The sequence below is a fragment of the Candidatus Accumulibacter sp. ACC003 genome, from assembly GCF_907163085.1.
Classification (GTDB): Bacteria; Pseudomonadota; Gammaproteobacteria; order Burkholderiales; family Rhodocyclaceae; genus Accumulibacter.
The window spans coordinates 227,634-253,393 of sequence record NZ_CAJQTX010000009.1; the positions used below are offsets into that span (position 1 = coordinate 227,634).

General features: G+C 64.5%; 20 protein-coding genes. 10 read left to right on the top strand and 10 right to left on the bottom strand.

Annotation, left to right across the window (positions count from 1 at the left end):
- Window position 1 precedes the first annotated feature (1 nt).
- Entirely contained in the window at window positions 2-601 is a 600-nt protein-coding gene (locus QZ656_RS19510; RefSeq protein WP_291994947.1) for an extracellular solute-binding protein, read from the top strand.
- On the opposite strand, the gene QZ656_RS19515 is transcribed toward QZ656_RS19510, so the two are convergent.
- The 3 genes from QZ656_RS19515 to QZ656_RS19525 all read right to left on the bottom strand — a co-directional run bounded on the left by QZ656_RS19515 (window position 587) and on the right by QZ656_RS19525 (window position 4,672).
- Window positions 587-2,029, bottom strand: coding sequence for a hypothetical protein (locus tag QZ656_RS19515; protein ID WP_291994948.1), 1,443 nt, complete (start codon window positions 2,027-2,029; stop codon window positions 587-589). The genes QZ656_RS19510 and QZ656_RS19515 overlap by 15 nt on opposite strands.
- An 88-nt stretch (window positions 2,030-2,117) precedes the next feature.
- Complete coding sequence (locus QZ656_RS19520; RefSeq protein ID WP_291991654.1) at window positions 2,118-2,975, bottom strand: DUF4338 domain-containing protein; 858 nt, start codon at window positions 2,973-2,975, stop codon at window positions 2,118-2,120.
- Entirely contained in the window at window positions 2,972-4,672 is a 1,701-nt protein-coding gene (locus tag QZ656_RS19525; protein ID WP_291991655.1) for an IS66 family transposase, read from the bottom strand. The genes QZ656_RS19520 and QZ656_RS19525 overlap by 4 nt, the downstream gene beginning before the upstream one ends.
- A gap of 389 nt (window positions 4,673-5,061) precedes the next feature.
- Between QZ656_RS19525 and QZ656_RS19530 the strand changes: the two genes are divergently transcribed.
- The 4 genes from QZ656_RS19530 to QZ656_RS19545 all read left to right on the top strand — a co-directional run bounded on the left by QZ656_RS19530 (window position 5,062) and on the right by QZ656_RS19545 (window position 8,844).
- Window positions 5,062-5,736: an extracellular solute-binding protein gene (locus tag QZ656_RS19530; protein ID WP_366522205.1), complete on the top strand. Its 675-nt coding sequence runs from the start codon at window positions 5,062-5,064 to the stop codon at window positions 5,734-5,736.
- A gap of 96 nt (window positions 5,737-5,832) precedes the next feature.
- Window positions 5,833-6,774: a sugar ABC transporter permease gene (locus QZ656_RS19535; protein ID WP_291994949.1), complete on the top strand. Its 942-nt coding sequence runs from the start codon at window positions 5,833-5,835 to the stop codon at window positions 6,772-6,774.
- Window positions 6,771-7,664 (top strand): carbohydrate ABC transporter permease, encoded by an 894-nt coding sequence (locus QZ656_RS19540; RefSeq protein WP_291994950.1) that lies wholly within the window; start codon window positions 6,771-6,773, stop codon window positions 7,662-7,664. The genes QZ656_RS19535 and QZ656_RS19540 overlap by 4 nt, the downstream gene beginning before the upstream one ends.
- Before the next feature lie 31 nt (window positions 7,665-7,695).
- The gene (locus tag QZ656_RS19545; RefSeq protein WP_291994951.1) at window positions 7,696-8,844 is read left to right on the top strand and encodes an ATP-binding cassette domain-containing protein; all 1,149 of its coding nucleotides are present in this window, start codon (window positions 7,696-7,698) and stop codon (window positions 8,842-8,844) included.
- A 442-nt stretch (window positions 8,845-9,286) separates the two neighbouring features.
- Here the strand turns inward: QZ656_RS19545 and QZ656_RS19550 are convergent, their stop codons facing one another.
- Entirely contained in the window at window positions 9,287-10,087 is an 801-nt protein-coding gene (locus QZ656_RS19550; RefSeq protein ID WP_291994952.1) for an HDOD domain-containing protein, read from the bottom strand.
- A 128-nt stretch (window positions 10,088-10,215) separates the two neighbouring features.
- Between QZ656_RS19550 and QZ656_RS19555 the strand changes: the two genes are divergently transcribed.
- Window positions 10,216-12,369, top strand: a complete 2,154-nt coding sequence (locus tag QZ656_RS19555) for a helix-turn-helix domain-containing protein (RefSeq protein ID WP_291992066.1) — start codon at window positions 10,216-10,218, stop codon at window positions 12,367-12,369.
- A 163-nt stretch (window positions 12,370-12,532) separates the two neighbouring features.
- Here the strand turns inward: QZ656_RS19555 and QZ656_RS19560 are convergent, their stop codons facing one another.
- On the bottom strand, window positions 12,533-13,846 hold the full coding sequence (locus tag QZ656_RS19560; protein WP_291994953.1) for an EAL domain-containing protein: 1,314 nt from the start codon (window positions 13,844-13,846) through the stop codon (window positions 12,533-12,535).
- A gap of 150 nt (window positions 13,847-13,996) precedes the next feature.
- Between QZ656_RS19560 and QZ656_RS19565 the strand changes: the two genes are divergently transcribed.
- The 4 genes from QZ656_RS19565 to QZ656_RS19585 all read left to right on the top strand — a co-directional run bounded on the left by QZ656_RS19565 (window position 13,997) and on the right by QZ656_RS19585 (window position 16,736).
- Window positions 13,997-15,004: an AraC family transcriptional regulator gene (locus QZ656_RS19565; protein WP_291994954.1), complete on the top strand. Its 1,008-nt coding sequence runs from the start codon at window positions 13,997-13,999 to the stop codon at window positions 15,002-15,004.
- A 225-nt stretch (window positions 15,005-15,229) separates the two neighbouring features.
- Complete coding sequence (locus tag QZ656_RS19570; protein WP_291994955.1) at window positions 15,230-15,427, top strand: type II toxin-antitoxin system VapB family antitoxin; 198 nt, start codon at window positions 15,230-15,232, stop codon at window positions 15,425-15,427.
- A gap of 746 nt (window positions 15,428-16,173) precedes the next feature.
- The gene (locus QZ656_RS19580) at window positions 16,174-16,419 is read left to right on the top strand and encodes a type II toxin-antitoxin system CcdA family antitoxin (protein WP_291994956.1); all 246 of its coding nucleotides are present in this window, start codon (window positions 16,174-16,176) and stop codon (window positions 16,417-16,419) included.
- A complete protein-coding gene (locus QZ656_RS19585) occupies window positions 16,419-16,736 on the top strand; it encodes a CcdB family protein (RefSeq protein ID WP_291994957.1) in 318 nt (105 codons plus the stop codon). Before QZ656_RS19580 ends, QZ656_RS19585 begins: the two co-directional genes overlap by 1 nt.
- A gap of 195 nt (window positions 16,737-16,931) precedes the next feature.
- Here the strand turns inward: QZ656_RS19585 and QZ656_RS19590 are convergent, their stop codons facing one another.
- The 5 genes from QZ656_RS19590 to QZ656_RS19610 are packed head-to-tail and all read right to left on the bottom strand — an operon-like array spanning window position 16,932 to window position 25,751.
- Complete coding sequence (locus tag QZ656_RS19590; RefSeq protein WP_291994958.1) at window positions 16,932-18,407, bottom strand: c-type cytochrome; 1,476 nt, start codon at window positions 18,405-18,407, stop codon at window positions 16,932-16,934.
- A 10-nt stretch (window positions 18,408-18,417) separates the two neighbouring features.
- Window positions 18,418-19,935 carry a cytochrome c gene (locus tag QZ656_RS19595; protein ID WP_291994959.1) on the bottom strand — a complete coding sequence of 506 codons (1,518 nt, stop codon included), beginning with the start codon at window positions 19,933-19,935 and terminating at the stop codon, window positions 18,418-18,420.
- 26 nt (window positions 19,936-19,961) lie between these two features.
- Complete coding sequence (locus tag QZ656_RS19600; protein ID WP_291994960.1) at window positions 19,962-22,166, bottom strand: hypothetical protein; 2,205 nt, start codon at window positions 22,164-22,166, stop codon at window positions 19,962-19,964.
- Between the two features lie 58 nt (window positions 22,167-22,224).
- Window positions 22,225-23,118 (bottom strand): hypothetical protein, encoded by an 894-nt coding sequence (locus QZ656_RS19605; RefSeq protein ID WP_291994961.1) that lies wholly within the window; start codon window positions 23,116-23,118, stop codon window positions 22,225-22,227.
- Window positions 23,119-23,138: 20 nt separating this feature from the next.
- The gene (locus QZ656_RS19610) at window positions 23,139-25,751 is read right to left on the bottom strand and encodes a cytochrome c (RefSeq protein ID WP_291994962.1); all 2,613 of its coding nucleotides are present in this window, start codon (window positions 25,749-25,751) and stop codon (window positions 23,139-23,141) included.
- Window positions 25,752-25,760 lie beyond the last annotated feature (9 nt).

Here is a 25,760-nt window from a genome sequence, read left to right on the forward strand (position 1 = left end):
CATGAACCACCTTTCGGCACGCACCGCCCGCGCCCTGCTTTTCGCCAGCGCCCTGTTCGCGAGCGCCCTGGGCACCGCGCACGCGGCGACGATCAGTATCGCCTGCTCGGGCGTCGGCCAGGAACTCGAATTCTGTAAAGGGGCCGCCGAAGCCTGGGCCAGGAAGACGGGCAACACGGTGAACATCGTCACCCCGCCCAACGACGCCAGCGAACGGCTGGCCTTGTACCAGCAGTTGCTGTCGGCGCGCTCCGACAAGGTCGATGTCCTGCAGGTCGATGTCATCTGGCCGGGCCTGCTCGGTAGCCACTTGCTCGACCTGCGGCCTTACGCCAGTGGCGTCGAGAAAGCACACTTTCCGGGCTTTATCGCCAACAACAGCAGCCACGGCCGACTCGTCGCCATGCCCTGGTTCGCCAACGCCGGGCTGCTCTTCTACCGCAGCGACCTGCTGCAGAAGTACGGGCAACAGGTGCCGGAAACGTGGAACGTGCTGACGGCCAGCGCGCGCAGGATCCAGGACGGCGAGCGGGCGGCCGGCAAGCAGCGGATGTGGGGCTATGAAATTCCCCCGCAAAACTTGTCTCTATTGCACGAATGATTCTGACATGTTGAAAGCGCTTGGGAAGTCGATACGGCGGCAGCGGACCGCCGCCCACATGGCTTTCACGCCGTTTTGCGTGAGGCGGTAGAGGCGAGAGTTGGTGACCTTGGCGATCAAGCCATGACCGCGCAGTTTGGCGATCAGACGGCTGGTTCGGTGCGTGCGCCGCTTGATCTCAGCGGGGTCTTTGGCAGGAAGCGAGTAAAGCTTGCCCTGGAGATCGCGGTTGCGAAAGCCATTGATGGCGAACTCGCCGGCCAGCAGCGCCGAGAACAGAGCGACGTTTTCCGGGGTAACCGGGTTGAAAGCGGCGACGTGCCGACCGGCTTTGCTCTGTGACCGGCACAAGCGATCGAGGGCCTCGATCGCCTGGCCTTGAAGGGGAGCATTGGCCAAGGCGTCGATCAGGCGCGAGTTGGCACCGTGAGCGACTTCGGCATAGCGCCAGAAATTCGAGACCCCTTTACGCATGGGCGACCACCGACAGACGACCTTGCCCTCGGCATTTTCTGAGGAGGTGAGGGTCTTGAACTCTGCCGGATTGTTGAGGGTGGTCTCGATTCTCAAGACATTGAGATGATCGTAGAATTTGACGGAGTTACGTCGGATACGGAACTTGATCCGGCAACCTTCGGGCCGCTTCTTGCTGTCGATCACGACCTCGCCGGTGAAGGCGTGATGAGGTTTTTGGCCGAGAAAGCGCATCACGTCCGTGGCGCCGAAGCCGGTGATGGCGGCATGGACGAGGTCCCGGTGGATACGTTCGAGATCGGCTCTGGACTTGAACAGGATATCGGTGGCGACCTCGGCCTGGTCGATGCCGAACCAGTAGCCGTCGAAGTTTGCCGCGGCGATGACCGGCAAGAGCGGATTGACGCGGGCCACCTGACGAATCAGGAACGCTGGCCAGTCGGTGTGATTGAACTGCTCGGCCAGTTTTGCGGTGGCCTCGAAATCTGACACCCAGACAATCTTGTTGTCGCTGCGCTCGAAGGCGACACCCACTTGCGGCAGTTGCCGACACAGCCACTCCCGGCCATTGACGTAAATCTGAGTGGCGTACGGCGCCCAGGTCTGGATGCGCACGTGCATCCAGCCAAAAACCGGGTCGATCAGATACCAGTACAGGTGCAGGCAACGGCGATTGCGCCGGACGACCTCCAGACGTTGTGTCTGGCGATTGCCGGCGATGGCAAACGAGACACAGGGTTCGATCACCGAGAAGATGCAGACCAGGCCTTCAGTAATCTCGTCTTGCTCGGCGATGGCACGGGCCATCGCTTCCTTCGATCGACCGCTGGCGTGCGTGTGCGCAGACGCCAGATAGCGGTAGGGACGCCCCGCTTCTGCGGCGATCGTCTTGGCGTGTTGGACGACCGTTTCGGTTTCGCGCTCGAAGAACTTCGCGGCATTCTTGAGCAGCACGCCCCGCTTCGACAGGTAGCAAGCAAACGCTCCATCCGGGTAAGTATTCGGCCAACCCGTAGCGCGCCAGCGCCATTGCCGAGGCGGGTTAGCGGCAGAGGACTGATCGGAAGGATCGGTGAAGGGGATAGAGCCAGATATCCTTGATCGGGAGGATCGACTTGCGGGTGGGGCACTTCTTGCCTCGGCCGGCGGTTTGGCCGACCTTGATCCAGTTGGCGGCCTGGTAGCAGGTGCCGCGATGGCGGGGCGTCTCGACGAAGGTTTCGAGTAGTACGGGGCGGTAGCCGTAGCGCGCCAGCCAGTCCTTGGGCAATTGCCGCTGCATAAGCGAGAGGATCTTGGAGGCCAGGCCCTTGCACTGGATCCAGGGCAGGATCAGAAAGCGGGCATTGTTCACCACCAGTTGCAGGTTCCTTTGTCGCTGCTCATCGTGCCAACCGATGAATTGCTCGCGCGCGGCGAGTTTCCAGGCGCTGGCGCCGAAGCTGAGCAAGGCGACCAGGGTCTCGCCGGCGAAGACGAAGTAGCGGCTCTGACTGCCCGCCATGGGCGTGTGGCCGAGATAGTGGTAGCGGGCGATGTACTCGTTCCACAGACGCGAGTTCGCCGAACCGACGACCTGATGCAGACGCAGCGGCGGCAGTTCATGCACCGGCTGGGTGAGCAACGGTTGTGGATCGGTGGCGTGAGTAGGCAGATACTCGGGTTGGCGAGGAGCGGCCCGTCGTGCCGCCGGCAGGGTGAGCAGGCCGTCGGCCTGCATACGCAGCATGGCCACCCGGCAGGTCATATCCTTCAGCTCGCCATTGGGCTTACGCCAGTCGAAGAGCTCACACACCTGGCGCGACAGTTGCGCGCGGCTGCTGCCAGGATGGGCTTCGATCAGGCGGCAGAGGGCCTGCAGTTCGTCGTCGGTAAAGTGACGCCCGCAATAAGGCTTCACGAGCTATCGATGGGACGGCTCTGATCGACCGGGATGCCACGCATCTGAGCCAGTCGATCGGTCGCCATCGCCCAGGGCAGAAAGGCACTCAAGTCCGTCGGCGGCAGGTTGCCGTTGGCGGCGCAGGCCTCCAGATACGCCGTCAGCCAGGTGCGCGGGTTGATTCCCCACAAGCGCAGCGTCAGCAGCAAGCTGAACATCGTCGCGGCGAGTGCGCCGGACCAGAGACTGCCCGACCCATAGAAGTTCTTGCGTGCGACCACCGGCGTGCGCTGTGCGCGCTCGGCGGCATTATTGTCCATCGCCACCTCGGGGCGGTCGACAAAGACGGTCAGGCCGGACCAATGTTTGCGCATGCTTCGCAGCACCTTGCTCGCCGGCATTTTGAGCGCCGGGTTCGCCAGTTCGCTTTCCCGTTGACTGGCCATTTGCGTGATCGCCTGCCGCAAGGCGCGGTCGCGTTCGGCCCACTGTACTGGGTCGCTACGGACTTCCAGGCGCCGTCCATTCAAGTGGTAGAGCTGAGCGATCTGCTCGACCCAGGCCAGTGCCCAGTCCGCGAGCTCCGGATGGGCGTTGGCCAGTTCCAGGAAATCACGCCGCTGATGTGCCCAGCAGAAAGCCAGAATGAAGTGGTCAAGAACTCGCGCGAGCTTCTTGTAGGCCGAATAGCGATCACAGATGATGACTCCTCCGGCGCTACCGGAGAGCTCCCGGATCGGCACCGCCGCCGAGCGGCTCGGGTCGAGCACGAAGTGGATGACCGATGGGCCGTGGAACACCCAGAAATACCAGCGATGTCCGACCTTCCCTTCGGTCTCGGCAAAGACCCGCCAGCGGGTCTCGTCTGCGTGCCACTGTTTCTCGCTGCGTAGTTGGCCAAGCAGTGCTTCTTCAAGCGGCTCGAACAGCGGTGCCAAGGCACGCAGTCCGCCGGCCACCGTTCCTGCCGAGAGCGTCAGTCCGTGGTCGGACAAGTCTCGCAGAAGCCGATGCGTCGGCTGGCCGTACAAGAACTTCGACAGCAGCAGGTGCACCCAGATCGACACGCCGTACTTTCCACGCGGGATCAATCGTGCCGGCGGTGGCGCGGTCAGAATACCCCGCGCGCCCGAACACTGACAGGTCCGCCGGTAGCGCCGCCGGCAGATCTTCCGGCGGTAGGCCTTGACCTCGATCTCGAGGACTTCACTGTCTTCCGTGCCGGGAAAGTCGACGTAGCCCAGACCACAGTCCGGGCAATGCGGGCAGTCGATGTCGATGACCTCGATCTGCGTCGGCAAGTGACTTTCCGGGTTCCGCCCGTGACCCGCTGCTCCCGGTTGCTGACCTCGAGCTCGCGACGATTTTTGGTCCGCCGCCGGGTTCTTCTCGGCTCCCGAAGAGCGTTCTGACTTGCGACCAAACAGGCGTTTTTGCAGATCGCGGATCTTGCCCTTGGCCTGCTCCAGTTCGCTGCGCAAGGCCGCCTCGCGCGCCGCCGCTTGCGCCATTTCCACCCGATGAGCGGCCTCCGATTGCGCCAACCGAACCAGCGCTTGTCGATGTTGGCTCCGCCAGAAGCTGGCCTCCCAGCGGAGCTTGATTTCCTGCTCCTTGGTCAACGTCACCAACACCTCGGCGAACGGCGCCACTTGGCGGTGACTTGCCGCCGATCCTCCGCCAATGATGTCCGCACCCGTGTCCATGCGCCGCATGGTGCCGGATTTCCGCTGCTGTGTCCAGTCCAGATTTCCGGTCTACCCGCCAATCGCTGACTGAACCACGCCGACCAAAAAAGCGGGGGCTACGGGTTCACCGAATACTTACCCATCCGGAAACATCGAACTCAAATAGCCCTTGAAGATGATCCGGTCGAAGCCTTCGACCACACCCAGGATTGACTCTTGGTGCTTCTTGAGGAAAATGTCCATGTCGCCTCCCTTGCCGTGCGGTGGTCTACCTCCTACGTGGGGTTGAGGATATTGTCCTCGCAAATTAAATCCGGCGGTATCGGGGGCGACACCTTTTTGGTTGCGGCCAACGGCTGCGCTAAGTCTGGCAGGGTCGTGCCTATGAAGGCCTGAGCTGCAACGCGCTGGAGTGGGTGGCGAGCCACGGCGGTGGCGCCATTGTCGAGGCCGACGGCAAGATAAGTGTCAACAACCCGCGCGCTGCACTGGCACTGAAGACAGCCGCCGCGTGGGTCGGCAGCATCTCGCCGACGGCGGTGCTCAACTACGCCGAAGAAGAGTCGCGCGGCGTCTTTCAGGCCGGCAACGCGGTATTCATGCGCAACTGGCCTTACGCCTGGGCGCTGGCGCAGGCCGAAGGCAGTGTCGTCCGCGGCAAGGTTGGCGTCGCGCGGCTGCCCAGAGGCGACGACGCCGGGCAACATGCGGCCACGCTCGGTGGCGAATCGCTGGCGGTGTCGAAATATTCGCAGCACCCGGCCGCCGCGGCCAATCTGGTCCTGTACATGACCAGTGCAGCGGTGCAGAAAGACCGCGCCTTGCGCGGCTCGTTCAACCCGACGATCAGCGCGCTCTACCAGGACGCCGAGATCCTGCAGGCCAACCCCTTCATGGGCGAGCTGTTCAGCGCCTTCACCAGTGCCGTCGCACGGCCGACGAGCGTCACCGGTGTGCGCTACAACCAGGTCAGCCACCAGTTCTGGAACGCCGCGCACGACACGCTGTCGGGCAGGGAAACGCCAGCGCAGGCGCTGGCCAGGCTCGAAACGTCGCTGCAACGTCTGAGCCGGCGCGGCACCTGGCGCTGAGGCTCGCGGATACGCTGCCGCAGGCCAGAAGGTCCTGTTGCGCACGGGGCGCGACGAGTGCCCATAAGCGGACGTGCGAGTCGCCCCGGAGATGCCATGCCAGAGACAGTACTTCAAGCGGCTTTTCCTAGTGTGCCACGCGGCGGCCTGGCGGCGCAGCGCGTGCGCCGCGCCTGGTGGATGGCGGCGCCGATGCTGCTCGTCCTCGCCGCAGTCGGCGGCTGGCCGCTGCTGCGCACGATCTGGTTCAGCCTGACCGACAGCGAATTGTCGCGCCTCGACGACTACACCTTCATCGGCCTGGAGAACTACGTTGGCGAATACGGCTTGCTGGCCAGCACCGACTGGTGGCACGCGGTCGGCAACACCTTGCTGTTTACCGGCCTGTCGGTGTCGCTCGAGACCCTGCTCGGACTGGGCGTGGCGCTGCTGCTCAACCAGCCTTCGCGGCTGCGCACGCTGTTGCGCGCGGCGCTGCTGGTGCCCTGGGCGATCCCGACGGTGGTTTCGGCCAAGATGTGGAGCTGGATGCTGCACGACCAGTTCGGCATCGTCAACCAGCAGCTGCTGGCGCTCGGCCTGATCGCCACGCCGCTGGCGTGGACCGCTGACCCGCAACTCGCTCTGTTCAGCATCGTGCTGGTCGATGTCTGGAAAGCGACGCCCTACATGGCGCTGCTGATCCTGGCCGCGCTGCAGATGGTGCCGGTGGATTGCTACGAGGCGGCGCAGGTCGATGGCGTGCCGCGCTGGCAGGTGTTCCGTCGCATCACACTGCCCTTGATCCTGCCGGGAATCCTGGTGGCGGTGGTCTTTCGCACGCTCGACGCGCTGCGCGTCTTCGATCTGATCTACGTGATGACCTCGAACAGCCGCGACACGCAAAGCATGTCGGTGTTCGTACGCGAGCAGTTGATCGACTTCGGCCTGGTCGGTTACGGCTCGGCGGCAGCGACCTGCCTGTTCTTCATGATCGCCTTGCTGAGCATCGTCGCCATGGGCCTGATGCGCAAGGCTTTCGAGCGCGCAGCGGCATGAGCGGCGGGCACGAAGCTGCCACGGCGACGACTGCTGCGCTTCGGCGGCAGGCGCCCAGCCGTCGTCGCTTCCCCTGGGGGGACGTCGGCTACTGGGCGGCCTCGCTGCTGTTCATCTTCGTCTCGGTCTTTCCCTTGCTCTATGCGCTGTCGAGTTCGTTCAAGCAGGGCAGCGCCCTTTTCTCGCCGACGCTGTGGCCCGAGGCGCCGACCTTTGCCAACTACAGCGGCGTTTTTGCCGAGCAGTCTTTCGCCCACTACCTGCTCAACTCGCTGTTCGTCGCCGGCAGCGTCGTGACACTGTCGCTGGGACTGAGCCTGATGGCGGCGTGGGCCTTCGGGCGCGTCGAGTTTCGCGGCCGCGGGCTGCTGCTGATGCTCATCCTGTCGGCGTCGATGCTGCCGCAGGTGGCGGTACTGTCGGGAATGTTCGAGCTGGTGCGGGCATTCGGCCTGTACGATACGCTTGCCGCGCTGGTCATCGCCGACCTGCTGCTGACCTTGCCGTTCACCGTCTGGGTATTGGTGACCTTCGTGCGCCAGTTGCCCAGGGAGCTTGAAGAGGCTGCGGCGATGGATGGCGTCGGCGTGCTGACGCTGGTTTTTCGGGTCTACATGCCGCTGCTCTGGCCGGCGATGGTCGCCACCGGCCTGCTCGCCTTCATCGCCGCCTGGAACGAGTTCCTTTTCGCGCTGACCTTCACCTTGTCGACCGCGGCGCGCACGGTGCCGGTGGCGATTGCGCTGATCAGCACCGCCAGCGGCTTCGAACTGCCGTGGGGCAAGATCATGGCCGCGTCGGTGATCGTCACCCTGCCGCTGGTGGCGCTGGTGGTGCTTTTCCAGCGGCGTATCGTCGCCGGTCTGTCGGCCGGAGCAGTGAAAGGGTGAGGACCATGAGAGCTGGTACGGGAGCGGCGCGATGAGTCGCATCGAGTTGCGCGGCGTCAGTAAATCCTTCGCCAGCACGCCGGTGTTGAATGGCATCGACCTGCACATCGAAGCGGGCGAGTTCTGCGTCTTCGTCGGGCCTTCGGGTTGTGGCAAGTCGACCCTGCTGCGCCTGCTTGCCGGCCTCGAGGATGTCAGCGCCGGCGAGATCGAGATCGACGGCGTGCTGGTCAACGACCTGCCGCCGGCGCGGCGCAACGTGGCGATGGTTTTCCAGAGCTATGCCTTGTACCCGCACATGAGCGTCTATCAGAACATGTCCTTCGGTCTGCAGCACCGCAAGCTGCCGGCCGCCGAGATCGAAGCGCGCATCGCCGAGGCGGTGCGCATCCTGCAGCTCGACGGTCTGCTGCAGCGCCGGCCAAAAGAGCTCTCGGGCGGGCAGCGCCAGCGGGTGGCGATTGCCCGTGCCATCGTCCGCCAGCCGAAGGTCTTCCTGTTCGACGAGCCACTCTCCAACCTTGACGCCGCGCTACGCGTGCAGACGCGCCTGGAAATCGCCCGCCTGCATCGCGCGCTCGGCTCGGCGAGCATGGTCTACGTGACGCACGACCAGGTCGAGGCGATGACGCTGGCCGACCGTATCGTCCTGCTGCAGCCGCTCGCCGGCCGCGCTGACGCGCTCAGTGTCGCCCAGGCCGGCCCGCCGCTGGAGCTCTACCATCAGCCGGCGAATCGCTTCGTCGCCGGCTTCATCGGCTCGCCAGCGATGAACTTCATCGCGGCGACGGTAAAATCTCTGGGCGACGGGATGGTCGTCGCCGACGTGCACGGCATGGTCTGCGAAGCGCAGCTGTCGGCGCAGGGGCTGACGCCGGACGAGCCGGTGACGCTTGGTATCCGCCCCGAACACGTACTGCTCGGGCAGGGGACGCAGCAAGCGCGCGTCTGCCACGTCGAGCGTCTTGGCGAACTCAGCCACGTCTATCTCGACCTGCCGGGCAGCCGCGCGCCGCTGCTCGCCAAAAGCCCGCGCGACGACATCGCCATCGACGACTTGCTGCCCTTCGAGCTACCAGCACAGGTGATGCATCTGTTTCGCGCCGACGGCGTCGCACAGGCACGCAGCAACGCTGCAGCGGCGGGAGCAGCCGACCCGGCTGCCGCCGCGTCAACCTGAGGGCTTGTCGCCGGCAGGCGCAGGCAGCTGCTGAGCCGCCGGCGCTGAATCGCTAGGCGGCTTCAGCTCAGCACGCCGCTGCAGGATTATGCCCAGCGCCATCGCCGGCGATCGGCGCCTCGCCCTCGGGCAGCCCCAGCTGCCCGGCTGCTACCTGCGCACCGGATGCGGAGTGTCGAGTGCCAGCACCGCCTCGCCAACCCTCCCCGACACCCCGTTGAGCACCGTCACTGCGAGGAGCGTAGCGACGCGGCAGTCCAGTAACCCCCTCCGATCACTAAAGCGGCTTGCTGTCAGGCTGGCTACGCTCTCGACCAGCGATCCTGGTATCGCTGTAGCAATCAAGCGGCGTCGTTCGCGTCGGTCTTGGAATTCGTCTGACGTTGGCGCGGCGACCGTGATGCGCATCCTGGTCGAAATATGCGGGAAGCGATGTCGCCTCTTACTGGCTGCTCCTGATCAGCGCAGCACCCTCATCGTAGAGCTCGGCCAGGGCGGCGTCCTCGATACCGAGGAGACGCATGCAGGAGGGGCCGAGCTTCTGCCATTCTTCGGTGTAGCTGCCGGCAGTGGCATGCTGCAGGATGTGCTCGGCGGTCTGGCTGACGGCCACCAGATAGCGGCTGGCGGCGGGCAGGCCGGACTCGAAATGCTCGATGGCACTGCGGTCGTGATGGTTGCGAATGGCCAGACAGATCTCCTCCGGCAGCCACCAGTTCTGCGCCAGCAGGGCGCCAACGACGCTGTGATTGGTCGGCAGGGCCTCGATTTCGATGTCGGTGAACGCGCGTTCGGCCTCATGGTTGGCGCGGTCCAGCGTCTTCACGTAATCGGGAAAGCGGCGCAGGAGAATGACGATGCCACAATCCCTGAAGAGACCGTAAGTGTAGGCATCGTCGGCGCGCAGCCCCGCTTTCCTCACCGTCTGGGCGAGCCAACCCGAGAGCGCGGCGATCTGCGCCGAAGCCTGCCAGAAACGCTCGTAGTGTGCCGAACCCGGAAAAGCCTGGCGCAGACTGATCGCCGCGATGGCCCGGCTGGTCGCGTCGAGACCGAGCATGAGCAGCGCTTCATGGACCGAACGGCAGCGGCTACGGCAGCCAAAGTACGGCGAGTTGACGGTCTTGATCAGACCGGCGGCAAGGCTGACGTCGGCGCTGATCTGCTCGCCGATGAGCTTGAAGTTCAGATTTCCTGATCCCGGCCGGGAATGTAGGTAGAATTCCGGAATTGCACGTGGCACTTTATTTTGACGGCCATGATTTTCTTATGGCATAAACCAAGCTTCGCTAGGAGTGCAAGGAGGAGCAGACGTTGAGGCAATCGTGGCTTCCAGGGTTTCCGGATGGTGCGCAGAAAGTGGGAGAAGGGTTGGCGATTCTGGAGAAGGATGGCCAAGCGATCTACTTTGTTGGGGGAGACAATTACTTCTCGCACCCCGTAGGAGACGACGCTGGCCGCAGGTTCGCTCTGACCAGCCTGATGGAGAACGGGCACGTCAAGGCGGTCGAACTGGAAAGGCCACCGCTGTGCATCCCGCACCGCACGCTGATGAACTGGGTGGGACAAAGCCGCAAAGCCGGGCCATCGTCTTTCTTTCGACCGGCGGCGGCGAGCCGGCCGCGGATCATGACGCCGGACAAGAGTGCCGAATGCGCGCGGCTGTTGAGCGAGGGAAAGCGTCCTGCCGAAGTGGCACGGCAGGTGGGCGTCCAGGAGTCGACGCTGCGCAAGGCGATCCGGCGCCAGGGCGTGCCGCAGTTGGCCGCCTTGCCGCAAGAGGCAGGGGAGTTGGAAGCGGCGAGCACCAAGAGTGAGCGCAGCCGGGCGGATGCGGAAGCCGCCGCGGGGATGGGCACCGCCTGCACGCGCGCCGACGAGCGGATCCAAACGGCGCTGGGATTGGCGACCGGTGCGACGACGCGCTTCGAAGCGAGCCACGATGTGGCGATGGGGGGGCTGTTGGCCGGCTTGCCGGCCTTGTGCGCGAACGGGCTACTGACCGGCCTGGATCGCCATCTCAAGCTGCCCCGGGGATTCTACAGCGCCTTGCACATCCTTCTCGTCCTCGGCTTCATGGCCCTGGGGCGAATCAAGCGGCCGGAACATCTGCGACAAACCTCGCCCGGAGAACTCGGCAAAGTCATCGGCCTGGACCGGGTACCGGAAGTCCGCACCCTGCGGGAAAAGGTCCATCTGCTGGCCAAGACGGGTGACCCGGCAGCCTGGATGCGGGATCTCGCGAAGCTCTGGATGGAAAGCGAGCCAGAAGAAGCGGGTTACCTGTATGTCGATGGTCATGTTCGGGTGTATCACGGCGAGCAGGCCAGGCTGTCGAAGCGCTACGTCTCGCGCGAACGCCTGTGCCTGCGGGGCACCACCGACTACTGGGTTAACGATGCCCTGGGTCGCCCGTTCTTTGTGGTTTCGCAGCCGCTCAATGACGGACTCGCCGAGACCCTGCTCAAGGACATCGTCCCCCAACTGCTGGAGATTGTCCCGGGACAGCCGACGCCGGCCGAACTGGACGCCGACCCGACCCTGCACCGGTTTGTCATGGTCTTCGATCGGGAAGGGGCCACCCAGAGTCTCCTCGGCAGACTCTGGAAACAGCGCATCGGCGCACTGACCTACCGCAAGAACGTCAAGGACCTCTGGTCCGAAGAGGTGTTTCAGGAACAGGAAGTCCATCTGCCGGCAGGCGGCAGCACCGGGATGAAACTCGCCATGCGCGAAACCCGACTCGGCACAGGCGATGGCAGCCTGGCCGTGAGCGAAGTTCGTCGGCTGACCCAGACGGGACATCAAACAGCCGTGATCACGACCGCCCGGCAACTCGGAAACACCACCATCGCTGGGCGGATGTTCGCCCGTTGGTGCCAGGAAAACTACTTCGCGTACATGATGGAACATTATGATATTGATGGGCTTATCGAGTACGGAGACGAATCTCTTCCCGGCACTCACCAGGTCGTTAACCCCCGCTGGCGGGAACTCGACAAGGCCGTCAGGCAAACCCGCCAGAGCGAAAGAAAACTGCAGGCCGCAATCGCCAGGACGGCCTTGAACGACGGCGGCGAAATCCAGAAAAACGCCGAGTCTGTCGAAGCACTGCAGGCCGTTCAGGAGGAGCTCAAGCGACTTTGCGCGGCGCGCAAGGCAAGCCCCCGAAAGGTGACGATCGACAGTCTGCCCGAGACCGAGCGACCGACCCAACTGCCGCCGCTGAACAAGATGCTCTGCGATACCGTGAAAATGGTCGCCTACCGGGCCGAGACCGCCATGGTGGCGCTATTGCGCCGCCACTTGAAGAAGGAGGACGACGCACGTGCGCTCATTCGCGAATTGTTCGTTTCTTCCGCTGACATCGAACCGAACGCGCTAGCCAACACCCTGACCATCAAAATTCACCGGATGGCCAGCCCAGCTCATGATCGCGCTATCGCCGCGCTCCTCGAGGAACTCACCCTGCAAGATTTTCCGCATCCGGAAACCGGGGCAAGAATGACCTTCACTCTTGTCTGAAGTGCCAACCCGGTTTCCTCCGAGATCAGGAAATCTGAAGTTGGGAAGATCCTGACGCATTTCGTGGCAGATTCGGTCAATGATCGCCGGCCGCGGCGGAATGTCGATGTCGCGGATCGTTTTCTCAAGGACCTCGTCGAGCCGGCCTCGCCCGGCGTGCGTTTCAAGGCGCATGCGTCGTTCTCTCCTTCAGCCACGCCAACATCGCTTCTTCCGGCATGGGGCGGGCATGAAAAAAGCCCTGCACGGCGTCAACGGCGGCGCCTTCGACGGCGGCCTGCTGCGCGGCAGTTTCGACACCCTCGGCGATAACCGTCATGCCCAATTCGCGCCCGAGCATGGCCATCGCCTTCACTACCGCATAAGCACGACGGTCCTCGGGCAAGACCTTGATGAACGAACTGTCGAGCTTGAGCTTGCTGGCCGGCAGATCCTTGAGGTTGGAAAGCGACGAGTAGCCATAGCCAAAATCGTCGATCGCTATGCCGACTTCGGCCAGCCACGTGCTGCGCAGATTGGCCTGCACGATGTCCGAGAGATCGAGGAAAAGGGATTCCGTGAATTCCAGTTCGATGAGTGCCGGCGCAACGTTGGCGCAAATCAACGCCGCCTGCAGCGCCGGGGCAAAATTCCGCGAGGTGAGTTGGGCGCGCGAGACGTTGATGGCGACCTTGGTCGGTACGCCTTCGTCGCGCAGCCGCGCGGCGAATTGCGCACCCTGCAGCAGGCTCCATTCGCCGAGGCGAACGATCATCCCGGTCTTCTCGGCAACCGGGATGAACTTGCCGGGCAGCAGGCGTCGCCCTGGCAGGTCGCAACGCATCAAGGCCTCGACGGCCTCGATGCGGCCATCGATGCCGACCAGCGGCTGGTATTCAAGCGTCAGGCAGCCGCTCTCCAGGGCGCTGTGCAAGTCCGCCTCGATGGCCAGTTCCTCGCGCGCCAGTTGCACGCCAAGACGACCGGTGAGCCGTTCGTCGCCAGAAATGATCAGTTGGTTGCCACCCCGGCGCTTGGCTTCGATCATCGCCCGGTCAGCCCGTTCAAGCAGGCTCAGCGCGTCTTCACCTGCTTCGAGCACCGCCAGGCCCATGCTCGCCGATGGGCGCATCAGCAGGTTGTCGATTGCCAGCGGGCGTTCGATCTCGGCCAGCAGCATCACGCCGATCCTGGTCGCCATCGGCAGCTGCAGCGACGGGATGAGCGCCACGAACTCGTCACTACCCATGCGCACCAGGACGCTATCGCTGCGCAACGCCAAGCGCAGGCGCGTGGCCAGCTGCGCAATGATGTGGTCGCCGCCGACATGCCCGAAGGACTCGTTGATTTGCCGAAAACGGTCGATATCCAGCCATAGCACGGCCAGCGCGGCACCCTTCGCCTCGGCATCGGCAACCGCCCGGGCAGCCGCGTGCACGCCGCCGGAGCGGTTGAGGAAACCGGTGGTGAGGTCGATGTCGGGTGGAGTGGCTGGCATCGGAACGGGCTGGCCGCGGCTTGGCGTTTTTGATTGGCTGATCTTGGGACCTTCAGCTTAGGCATGGCGCCGCCGATTGCCTTGACTGAACGCGCCATTCGTTTCACCATCTGCGCCAATCGATCATCTACCTTGCTGCCGATTGCATCCATGACCACCCAAAGTTCGCTGGCCAGCATCTGGCTGATCGTCGTCCGCCTGCTCGAGGCACACGCTGTCGACCCGTACCGCTTGCTGCATGAAAGCGGCGTTGATCCAGCGGTCTTTCGACAGCCCGGCGCGCGCGTACCCAGCCGGCTGGTCGATGTCGTCTTCGGCCGCGCGATTGGCCTGATCGCCGACCCGGCGTTCGGGCTTGCTGCGGCCAGATGCTGGCATCCCTCCAGCCTGGGGGTACTGGGCTATGCCTGGTTGTCGAGCAACACACTGCACCAGGGTCTGCAGCGCATCGAGCGTCATGCTCGCGTCCTCGGTGACCGTTGGCACTGCCGTTGTCTCAACGAGGCGGACGGGCTGCGTTTCGTCTGTGATCACCGACGTAGCGACCCGGTGCTCGGGTACGTCATGGCCGACTACCTTTTGTCAGTCACCCTCGACATGTGTCGCCGCAACTTCGAGCGCACCCTCAATCCGGCCAGGGTCTTCCTGCGCCGCCCCTTGCCGGCCGAACCCGGCCCCTATCATGATTTCTTTGCTTGCGACCTGCACTTTGGCGCCGCCGAGGACGCCCTGGTGCTCACCACACAAGACGCTGAAACGCTCTTGCCGACAGCCAATCAGGAGTTGGCGGCGACCTTCGACGCGATTCTTGCCGAACAATTGGCGATGCGCAGCACGGAGGATCTCGTTTCCCGCTGCCAGACCTTCCTGCTCCGGCAACTGACCTCGGGCGAGCCCAGCGTCGACGATCTGGTGAAAGCCCTCGGCATGAGTCGGCGCACCCTACAGCGCAAGCTGCAGGAACTGGGTAGCAGCTACCAGCAGGTTCTCGAAGACACGCGCTACGCGCTGGCCAAGCGCTACCTCAATGATCCGGCGAAGAGCGTCACCGAAGTCACCTTCCTGCTCGGCTTTTCCGAACCGGGCGCATTCACCCGCGCCTTCAAGCGCTGGAGCGGAAGGGCGCCGCGCGATTACCGGACGGCGCTGGCGAGCTAGTCCTGTCGCCGCGCTGTCCAGTTGGCGACAGCAGCAGTGCAAGCGCGCGCGATCACGCCTGCCCGCGTGCCTCGGGGAATAGTCAAGACTCGCTCTCCGACCCGCAGAATGTTGGAACTACCCTCGTCTTCCTGAGCACCAGCGGAATCGGCAAGCAGCCATTGCAGCACTTTTTCCGTCATTCAATGATGCTACGATTGGCGCTGTTGCGAGAAGGAGACGCCAATGCGCACCACTCTCGCACTCGATGACGACCTGCTTGCCAAGGCTCAAGCGCTGACCGGCCTCTCTGAAAAAACGGCCCTGGTGCGAGAAGCCCTGCGCGCCCTTATCCAGCGCGAAAGCGCGAAGCGACTGGCACTGCTTGGCGGCTCCGAGCCACAACTGGAAAACGTGCCCAGACGCCAGACCGAGCAAGCATGATCCTGGTCGATACGGCGATCTGGATTGACCACCTTCGCCGTGTGACGAGCGACTGACCCGGAGCCTGGAGCAGGGCCTCGTGCTGATCCCCCTACGTCATTGGCGAACTGGCCCTTGGCCGCCTCCGCAATCGCGAGCTAATCCTTGGCGCGCTACACGACTTGCCGCAGGCAGCCGTCGCTGCCGATGACGAAGTGCTGCGCTTCGTTGAGCACCATGCCCTATACGGCTTTGGCATCGGCCACATTGACGCACATTTGTTGGCAGCGGTACGTCTTTCGCCCGGAACCACCTTGTGGACAGGGGATAGAAGGCTCCTCGCCGCCGGCAAGAGCCTGGGCTTGGTAGAAAATTGGGGTCAATGACCAGAGCAGTGCCGGCGAATGGGGTGGGTAAGCCTGCCACTAGCATTCGGTGTGCGGACGTCTGGCAACGCTTGCTATTGGCAGACGGTGCGCCGCCAGCGACAGCGCGCAAATACTGGAATAAACGTGACCCCGTTTCTTGCGTTTTCCTGCGCTGACCACGAAGGCTGGAGTCGAGACCTGAGCACACTCGCCTCTCGGGATCGCCATTTGATCATGTAAACCGCCTTCCCAGCGCTGTGACGAAGTCGGCCAAGTGCTTGCTCGAAGCGATGGCCTGTTCGGCGCGGTTTGCTTGGCGGGTCGCTCACACCCCTTGGCTTGCCTTGCGCACCGCGGTACGCATAGACTATGCGCGCCATCAAGAACGAGAGGCCACCGATGCAAGCAGCCTATGACAGCCAAGCCCCCAAGAAGGCGACAAACCTCAGCATCAACGCCGACCTGCTGAGCAAAGCGCGGACGATGAACATCAACCTCTCCGCCACCCTGGAGCAGGCCTTGCTTGAAATCCTCGTAAGCCGCCAGCGTGAGCAATGGCTTGTCGAAAACCGTGCGGCAATCGAGGCTTACAACGATCACGTCCACAGGCATGGGGCGTTCAGCGAAGGGATACGGACCTTCTGATGGCCCAGTTCAGCGTGCACCGCAACCCGAACCCGGACAGCAGCACCGACTACCCACTGCTTCTCGACGTCCAGAGCAATCTGATCGCCGAACTCGGGACGCGGGTGGCGGTACCCCTCTGTCCAGCTTCCACGATGAAGGGCCAGCCGCTCAAGACCCTCACTCCGCTACTCCAAATCGACGGCAAGCAGTACATCATGCTCACGCCACAGCTGGCGGGTATTCAAAAGAAGCACCTCGGCACCGAGGTCGCGAATCTCACACAGCGTCGAGACGAGATCATCGCTGCTCTTGATTTTCTGATTACCGGAATCTAGCCGCCTCGTTTGAACGCAAATCAGGAATACCTACGCCCTGAGAAACCTCCGGCTACCCGAGCAGGCTCTGCCCGGCGGGTCCGTGGGCTTGCCTGGCCGTTCCGCAAAACGTGCGGGGTCAGGCGCGCAGGCTTCGCTCATCGTGCCCACGCCACGGGCTCAGATCTTTCCTCGTGCCAACTCCACAACGCCACCTCAAAGCGTCTTCAGATACTCGACCAGCGCGTCCTTGTCGGCCGCCGACAGACTGGTCCCGAACTCGTGCCCCTGATTGCTGCCACCGCGGCTGCTGGTATCGAGCCTTGTCCCGACGCGCTGCGCCGCCGGCGTGTCGGTGACGAAACCGGCCTTGTTCTGGTCATAAACGTCGTAGCCTCGCCAGAAAACCGTCGGCCGCTGCGCGACCGGTTCGAGCAGGTCGCGCAGAGTCGGCACCGAGCCGTTGTGCAGGTACGGCGCTTTCAGCCAGATGCCGTCGAGGAAGGGCGTGACGTAGCCGATCAGGTCTTCCTCGACGAGGCCGCGGCGTTCGAGGCCCATTTCCTTGACGACCTGATTGGCCTTGATCGCCGCGCCCTTGTTCCAGGAGTCGAGGCGGCCGCGGTCGGTGCCGACTTCGGCGAGCGCTAGCGGCCGGCCGGTGAGTTCGCTGGCGTGGCAGCTGCCGCAGTTGGCGTCGAAGAGGGCTTTGCCGGCGTCCGCCTTGGCGGTGTCGATGGCGAACGGGTACTTCGGCGGCGGCAGTTCGGAGAGGTAGCTGTGCAGCCATTGCACCTGTTCGACGAAATCCTTCTTGTCGGCCGGCGCGGCACCGAGCAGGCCGAGCGCCGAGTCCATGATCACCGAGTAGGCGTCATTGCTGTCGCCAGCGTAGTTCATGCGGTGGCCTTTGTCCCAGACGTACCTCTTGAGGTTCCACACCGACGGCATGTCGGTCGGGCCGAAGGTATCGTCCATCGGCGCGCGGATCATGAAGTACTTGGTGAGGTTCATGGCGTCGTCGCGACCGCGCCCCCAATCGGGGAAGTCGGGTCGGTAGATCCAGGCGAACTGCTGTTCGCGTTCGAGCAGGCGCTTTTTGGTGATCGGGATGACGAAGAAGCGGTAGAGCAGCTGGTCGATGATATCGAGATTGGTGACGCGGTTGATTTCGGCCATCAGGATGTCGGCGTTGAAGCGCGGGTCCCTGGCGCAGTCGATCAGATAGCGGAAGAAGGCCTCGACGTTGGTGGTGTGCGCTGGGCCGCCGACGACGAAGACCGGGTTCGACTCGGGTGATTCGCGGTAGCTGGTGGTATGGCAGACAGCGCAGTTGTTGCCGACGCGCGCGAAGCCGATGGTTTTCTTGGTGAAGCCGGCCGGCAGCTCCTGGCCCTGCTCCCACGGCACGCCGAGCGACGCGTAGCCGCCGGGAAGAACCTTGCCATCCTGCGTCAGTTTTTCGGGAAAGACGCGCGGCAGCACGTAGAAAATCCAGTAGGGAATTCCGGCGTCGTGCTCGGCACCGATCGAGCCGTACTTGAAGCGCGTCTCGAAGTCGGCGGTCACCCAGTCGGGCTGCGGCTGTTCGCGAAAGCCGCGATCGTAGGCGATGACGCCGCCGACGACGAGCGTGACGATGATCAGAATGCCGATGACTCTGAACCAGTTCCTGCAGGAGCGCATGCTCATCGTGGAGTCCTCAGAAAGTCTTCAGAAATTCGACCAGCGCGGTCTTCTCGTCGGCACTCAGTTCGGTGCCGTAAGCCTTGCCTTCGTGGCCGCCGTTGCCGTTGCCGGGAGCGGCGGTATCGAAGAGGAAAAATCCCCGGCCGTCGCTCTGCGCCTGATTCGAGACGAAACCAAGCTTGAGCGGATCGTAGACGTCGTTGCCACGATAGAAAGTTGTCGGCCGCGCTGGCGCCGGCTCGAGTAGGTCGCGCACGCTGGGCACCGAGCCGTTGTGCAGGTAGGGCGCGCGCAACCAGAGGCCGTCGAGTGGCATGTTGGCGTAGCCGAAGGTCTTGCGGAAATGCGTGAACCGCCACGGATAGCCGGCGTAGAGCGTCGCCTGGTTCACCGCCAACGTGTAGGTGTAGGAATCGAGCCGCCGCCGGTCGGTGCCGATCTCGGCCAGTGGCGTCACCTTGCCGACCAGCTCACCGCTGAAATCGCTGCCCGAGGAGCCGTGGCAGTTGGCGCAATACGCCTTGTAGATCGGTTCGCCACTGGCCGCCAGCGCCGGATCGACGGCAAAGAACTGGCTGAAGGCCGGCGGCGAGACGTCCATGATCCAGTCCTCGACGCGGCCAATGCGCGCCAGGTCGATGGTCGGCGGCGTCGTGCCGGTGCCGAAAGCGGCGCTCTTGTTGCGCTCCTCGACGGTGCTGTTGTTGCCGTCCCAGTGCAACTGCATTTCGTGCGGCTGCTTGCGCTGGCGCTGCCGCCAGAGCGACGGGAAATCGGCGGGGGCGTCGAACTCGGCGGCGTCGAGGTGTTTCATCGGGAAGTTGAAGATGACCTTTGCCGAGTTGAAGGTGTCGACGCGGCCCGGACCCCACTCGTGCTGCTCAAACACCCAGTCGAAGCGCCCGGCGAGCGCCAGAACGCGGTCGCGCATGATGGCGATGGCGATCGGATAGACGAGGTAGCGGTCGAGCAGGTCGAGTTGGCCGCCCTGGCGTTCGATCTCGGGCAGGATGAATTCCTTGGAGAACTTCGGATCGGCGGCGCAGCGGAAGAAGAACTCCTCGAAACCCTTCATGTTGAAGGTCGCCGCCGGCATGCCGAGGACGATCGTCGGCGGCTGGTCGGCGGCGCTGCGGACCGTGCTGGTGTGGCAAACCGCGCAGTTGACGAAGACGCGGTCGATACCCTGGTAGCGGCGCTTTGAAGTGCCGACCGGAACGTCCCGATCGCTGCCGTCGGCGTTCTTCTCGTAGACCATTCCCAGCGACTGATAGCCCTTGCCCGGCAAGTACTGCGGGCAGACCTGCGGCAGCGCGCGCCAGATCCAGTACGGGAAACCCATCTCGTGTTCGCCACCGGTCGACCCGTACTTGAAGTGCTCGGTCGGGCTGTCGTAGTCCACCGGCACGTCGCCTGCGAAGCGTTGCCACAGCAAGACCAGCACGACCGCCGGCAACACGATGGTGACGATGAACAGGAGCACGAAGCGCCGCTGCCACGGACTCTTGACAATTTCAGGCGGCTCGCTCATCGACTATTCCCCTTTTTTCGGATTTTTCAGTGCGCCGGCAGGCACGGCCGCAGCGCCTCGTAGCCGTTGGCCAGCAGCGTGTCCAGTTGCGGCGCCTGACCGGTTTCGGCGCGCAGCCATTGCTCGACCTGCGCCAGCAGGCCGGCGCGCAGCGGACTGCTCCGCCAGGCCTGCGGATCGCTGGCAAAAGCCGGCAACATACTGGCCGGCGGCATCGGCGTCTTGGCACGCTGTGCCGGCGCAACGTCGGCCATCGCCAGGCGAACGTAGAGCCGCGGCGCGCAGTGGCGCAGCCTGGCATTCACCTCGGCCGCGCTGCCGTGCAGGAAATTCGGCGGGAAAGTCTCGTCACTCTGGTGACAAGCGGCGCAGTAGGGCTGGAAGGCACGCAGCGTCGGATCGGCGAAAGCGCTGGCCGTACCAGCCGAACTGGCGGTGGTCAACGAACCACTAGCTGCCGCCGCGGCGATGGCCCTGGCCGGCAGCGGCGGCGCCAGCGGTTCTTTGACGACCTGGCAACACGGCGCCGGCGCGGCGCTGCCCAACTCGGCGAACAGCGCCGCGAAAAGCTTCTGGCGCGGGAAGGGCGTTGGTCCGAACAGGCTCGCCGCCTCGCTGCTGGCGAGCAGGCGGTCGATGGCCTGCTCGACGATGGCAAATTCCTGGCGGATGAGCAGCGTCGCTTCGCCCTCATCGTCGGCCGACTGGCGATCAGCATTGGCCGCCGGCTGGCGGCGCTGAATCTCGACGAGCGCCAGCGCGTCACCGTCGGCGGTGCGCGGCGGCTGCCCGTCGACCGACGGCAGCAGCGCCACGGCACTGGCCGTCGCCTGTCCCGAGACACGCAGCTCGACGCCGTTCAGCGCCGTGCCGCCGGGCAACAGCAAGCGCGTCAGCCGGCCACCTGTCGGTCGCCCGCCGTGCAGCGACAGCGTTCCGGTCAGCGCGCTGGCCGGCGCCGCGCAGCGTAGCGACCAACGCGACGCCGCTGGCGCGGCGTCTACGCGGCAGCTGATCGCCAGTCGTCGCGTCGCCACCGCCGACGAACGGCTCAAGAGGCTCGCCAGCAACAGCCGGTCGGGAGCGGCGACAAACTCCGCCAGACCCTGCACGAGCTGCCGCAGCGCAGGCGGCGAATCGGCCTGCCAGACGCGCTCCAGCGGCCGCGGCAGCAAGGGATCGAAACGCGCCGGGACGTTCGCCAGCGCGAGCCGGGCAGCCGCTTCCGTCGGCCAGTGGTCGACACCCTGCAGCGGATTGCGGTTGGCAATGTCGGCGCTGGCGACGGCCAGCCCGCCAGGCCAGAGGCGGCGAGCCTGGGCGCGCAGGGGAAGTGCGACGGCCTGCGCGAAAGTCGCGTCCGGCGTCCAGCTCTGGCTGCCCGAGAGCGCATAGCGCAGCGCGGCAGAGAACAGGCCGGCGCGGCAGCGCTGCGCGCTCGCGTCGGCAGCGCCGCAGCCATCGCGCCACAGCCGCTGCATCAGCGAGAAGGCGTTGGCGCGTTCGCTGGCGTTGTCGATGGCGTAGGGGACGTCGATCCCGCGCCCGGGCGAAATACCGTAGAAGTGCTGGCCGCTGGCCAGCAGCAGCGCCGCCACCTTGGGATTGGCGTTGGTTTCGTCCCACAGCGCACGCGAGAAAATCGGCGCGCCGTTCTGGTGGCACGCGTAGCAGACGCTGCGGTTGGCGTAGACCAGCCGCGGCTTGCCGCCAGAGCGATAGTCCTTGACCAGCTGGAACTCGAAACGACCGGCGGCCTCGTTGTAACTGATGATCTCGAGCAGCGCCGACTGCTCCTGGTAGCCGATGAACAGGCGATCCTTGAGCAGCAGCGCAGCGGCCGCCGCTGGCGGGCGGTCGACAGCGACCACCACCCGCGGATAGGCAAAGTAGTCGGGCGCCGCCGCGTTGCGTTGTAGCGAGCGGCCCAGAGGAATGAGCACGCGCTTGGCCGGCGGCAGCGGGCTGTCCGGGTCGCGCTGCAGCTGCGCGTCAATGCGCGCCAGGAGCGCCGCGAAAGGGAACGGCAGCTCGACCTGCGCGTAGCCATCGCTGCCGACGGCGAACAGCTGCTCGAACAGCGAGTGCCCGACGCTGGGTCGATGCTCGCCGGCGTCGGCCGGGTCGACCAGCGGCGTCGCCACGTCAAGCGCCAGCGCGGCGCTGGCGGCAGCCGCCGCGCCGACGAGGCCCAGCACGATCGCCTGGAAGGCCCGTTGCAGGCTCATCATCCGCTCGCATGCCGGCGCCTGACCGCGCTCAGAGTCGGGACCAGAATCGCGATCAGGATCAGGACTTGGCGGCCACGACGGCCGCGACGCCGCGCTTCTGGGTGCCCGGCCAGCAGTCTTCCTGGACCTGCCCGGTGGCGACAAAATTGTCGCGGGCGCGTTCGTCGGTGGCCTTGTCGTAGAGCGTGAAGTTGAGCGCAAAACCACGGTCCAGATAGGCTCGACCGAGGTAGAAACCCGGGCGGATCATGCGAATTTCGTCGCGTACTTTCAAACCGCGCCGGCCGGCGAGGTAGTCGGGATTTTCCTGATAGCCGGCGATCTCGTCGGTGAACAGGTAATCGATGATGATCGACTCGCGTCGCGAGTCGAGCAGGCTCTGGCCGCAGTACAGCTTGGCCGGGAACAGCAGCCAGGTTTCTTTGCCGCCGTAGCTCATTTTCTTCGGCTCGCCGTCGACCAGACCGGCTTTCTTGAGCAAGGACAGATCCTCGATGCGGTTACGCAGCACGCGCTCGTCGCGGAAGAACACCTTGCCGCGCCACAGCACTTCGCCGACCTCCTCGATGACCAGCCCCTTGAGATGCAGCGCGGTGCCGGCAAAACCGCCGACCAGCTCGGAAAGCCGGAATTTGCCGCTGCTGCCGCGCGGCAACAGGATGCGGCCCTCGAAGGCGCCATCGGGGATCGGGCCGGCGGTGAGGCGGGCGTAAATCTGCTCGATCTGCTCCTCGTCGAGCGTCGCCAGATAATCCGGCGTGATTTTCGCCAGTTCGGCCGGCGCAATCGGGTACTTGTAGTCGACCTGGGCGAGAGCCATCCGCGTCTGGTAGCCCTTGGCGTAAGGCGCGAAAGAAATGTTCGGCGGCTCCGGCTTGCTGCACGAGACGAGGGCCAGGGCGAGCAGTGCGATGGCAAGGGTGCGCGTGACTAAGGTCTGCGGCAGTCTCATGATGTGGGCTCTCCCGTTCCTTACAGCGTGGCGAGGAAGGCCGTGAGCGCCTTCTTGTCGGCCTCGGAAAGGTCCTCGCCGAAGCGATGGCCTTCGTTCTCGATTTCCTGGTCGCAGCTCTCGTAATTGGCGCTAATGAAAGCGCGTTGCTCGCGCAGGACGTCGACGAAGCGCGACGGGTTCTTGAGGATCTCGTCGGCCATGCTCTGCAGCGTCGGCAGCAAGGCCGCCTTGCCCGCCGCCTGCAGCTGGTCGGGATGGCGCTTGGCGAGAAACAGGTCGCCGACGAGTTGCTTGTGCAGCAGGCCGTTGATGTAACCGACGCTGCTGCCGGCCGGGATCTTCACCTGTCCGAAGCCCATCAGCGGCTTTTCGGTCTTGCCATCAAGCGGTCGTACGCCGACGTCGATCAGCAGGTCGGCGTTGGTCAGCGTGCGCTTGACGCCTCTTTCCTGCGGGTGCAGCAGTTCGAACATCGACTGCTTGTAGAGGTCGAAACGGCCCGCGACGCTGGGGTCGTAGCGCCGACACTCGGGCTGTTGCGCAAGCAGCTTGCCGCTGCCATCGACATAGCGGGCGCGGTGGAAGTCATTGACCTTGTTGGCCGGCTTACCGCAGATTTCCGGGCCGATGGCGTTGTTGTGCATGAACGGCGCCGTCGCCCAGACGTTGACCAGCGAAACATTGCGCATGTAGCCGCGACCGCCATCCTTGAGATCGTCGCGTTCCGGGATGTCGGCGACGATCGGCCGCTGGCGCAGCGTGTCCGACGCCGATTCCATGTACAGGTTGCCGGCCTTGTGATTCGAGTGCAGCGAGCGGCAGCGGAAGGTCCCGACCTCGGTGACCGGCGTCGCCTCATCGTTCCCGAGGAAGTCGGCCCTGACGTGGCGCGGGTGAGTTTCGCTGGCGGCGGCGAAGTCGCGGTTCTTGAACGCGCCGCCGCTGCTTTCCGGAATGCTCGAATGGCAGCGCGCGCAGTTCTCGGCGAAAACCGTCTGGCCACGGCCAACGGCGCCAGCGCCGAATTCGGCATCCAGGTCACGAACCAGGTCGGCGCGGCTGTAAACAACGCCGCTCGCGCCCGCCTGGCGGCCGTTGGCCAGCGCCGAGTAAAGGTCGGTCTGATCGGACTCGGCCGAGGCGAAGAAGTCGAGCACGTTCTGCAGGCGGTCCTCGACGGCACGGAAATTCGGACAATCGCGCCGGCACTGGCCAATGTCGAAGGGCGTCTGGCCGAAGCCGCGTTGCTCGGGATCGATCTGGCGCATGTCGGCGAGGTGATTGACCCAGCACTGTTCGGAACACGAACCGATGTTGAAGTACACCCGCTGGATCGCTTCCAGCGCGCCAGTCGAGTCCTCGCCGCCCTTCAGGATGTGGTGGACGCCGGGCAGAACGACCCGCTGGCCACCGAGATTGACCGGCGTGGTGTCGTCGGTCCGCGTGCTTTTCAGCCAGCACTTGCCGCTGCGCCCGGGTTCGCACCAGCACTTGTCCTCATCTTTCTCGTCGCCGCAGCTCGCTGCCTTGCGCCACTTGGTGACGATTTCGCCGGCGAACACCGGCCGCTGCGCGACGTTGATCAAGGCGTTGATGGTGCCGGGGTTATTGACCTGGTCGTGCGAGATTGCCGAGGTGTCGGTCACTCCCGGACGAGCGTGCGCGAACATCTGGTACTCCAGGCTGCTGATCGGCAGACCCGAACCGAGCAGCTCGGACATCCGCGTGTACTGGTTGCCGATCAGCCCCTTGATGTTCTCCCATTTCGGGTGCGCCGGGTCAGCGGGCGGGTTGAGCGGGTCGAAAGCGATATGGCACGAGCCGCAGGAGGTGCCGATCAGGAACGGTGGCTCGACCGAACCATCAGCGAGTTTGCTGACCCGCTGGTCCGATTCGATACCGGTCTTTTCGCCGAGCTTGCCGTCAAAGCCCGCCCAGCTGCCGAGTTCGCCATTCAGCTCTTTCCACTTGCCGGCGTCGAAGCGCGGATTGGGAAATTTGCGTAGCCCCAGCGCGCCGGTCGAGGTACCGAACTTGAGATCGCACGCCGAGTGCCGCTGATCGACTTGACCGCCCTGGCTGTGTGGATCGTTGGCATCGAGCGGCGCGTCCTTGAGGCCGCAGGCCGGGTCGATGTAGCCGGGCTTGCCGACGTACTTGAGCAGGACGTCGTCGCCCGGGCACCAGTCGAAGCCGTAGGTTTCCTCGGCCGACTTCGCCGGACAGCCGGCTTCGCCCGGCTTGCAGCACGACGGATCGTTGATGATTCCCCAGGCCCAGAAACGATCGTCACGCTGGTCGGCACGCAAGACGCGGAACCAGTCGACCAGGACGCCGATGCGCTGCTGGAAAGTGTAGGTATGAAAGCGGTCGTTGCCGGCAGTGGCCTTGAACCAGATCAGACGCCCGACGCATTCGGAGGCGCTGAGCCCCTCGCGGGCGCAAGCCTCGTAGTAAGGTGCATCCTGATCGACCAGCGCTGCTTCGGGAAGCGGCGGCGCGGCCGGCGGGACGGCAGTAGCCACCGCATTCTGCGCATTGGCATCGGCGAAGCTTCGGTCCGCAACGATGCCAAGACCGGTGGCGAGAATGATGGCTACCGCGATAGCGGCAAACAATGTGCGTTTCATGCGTTCTCT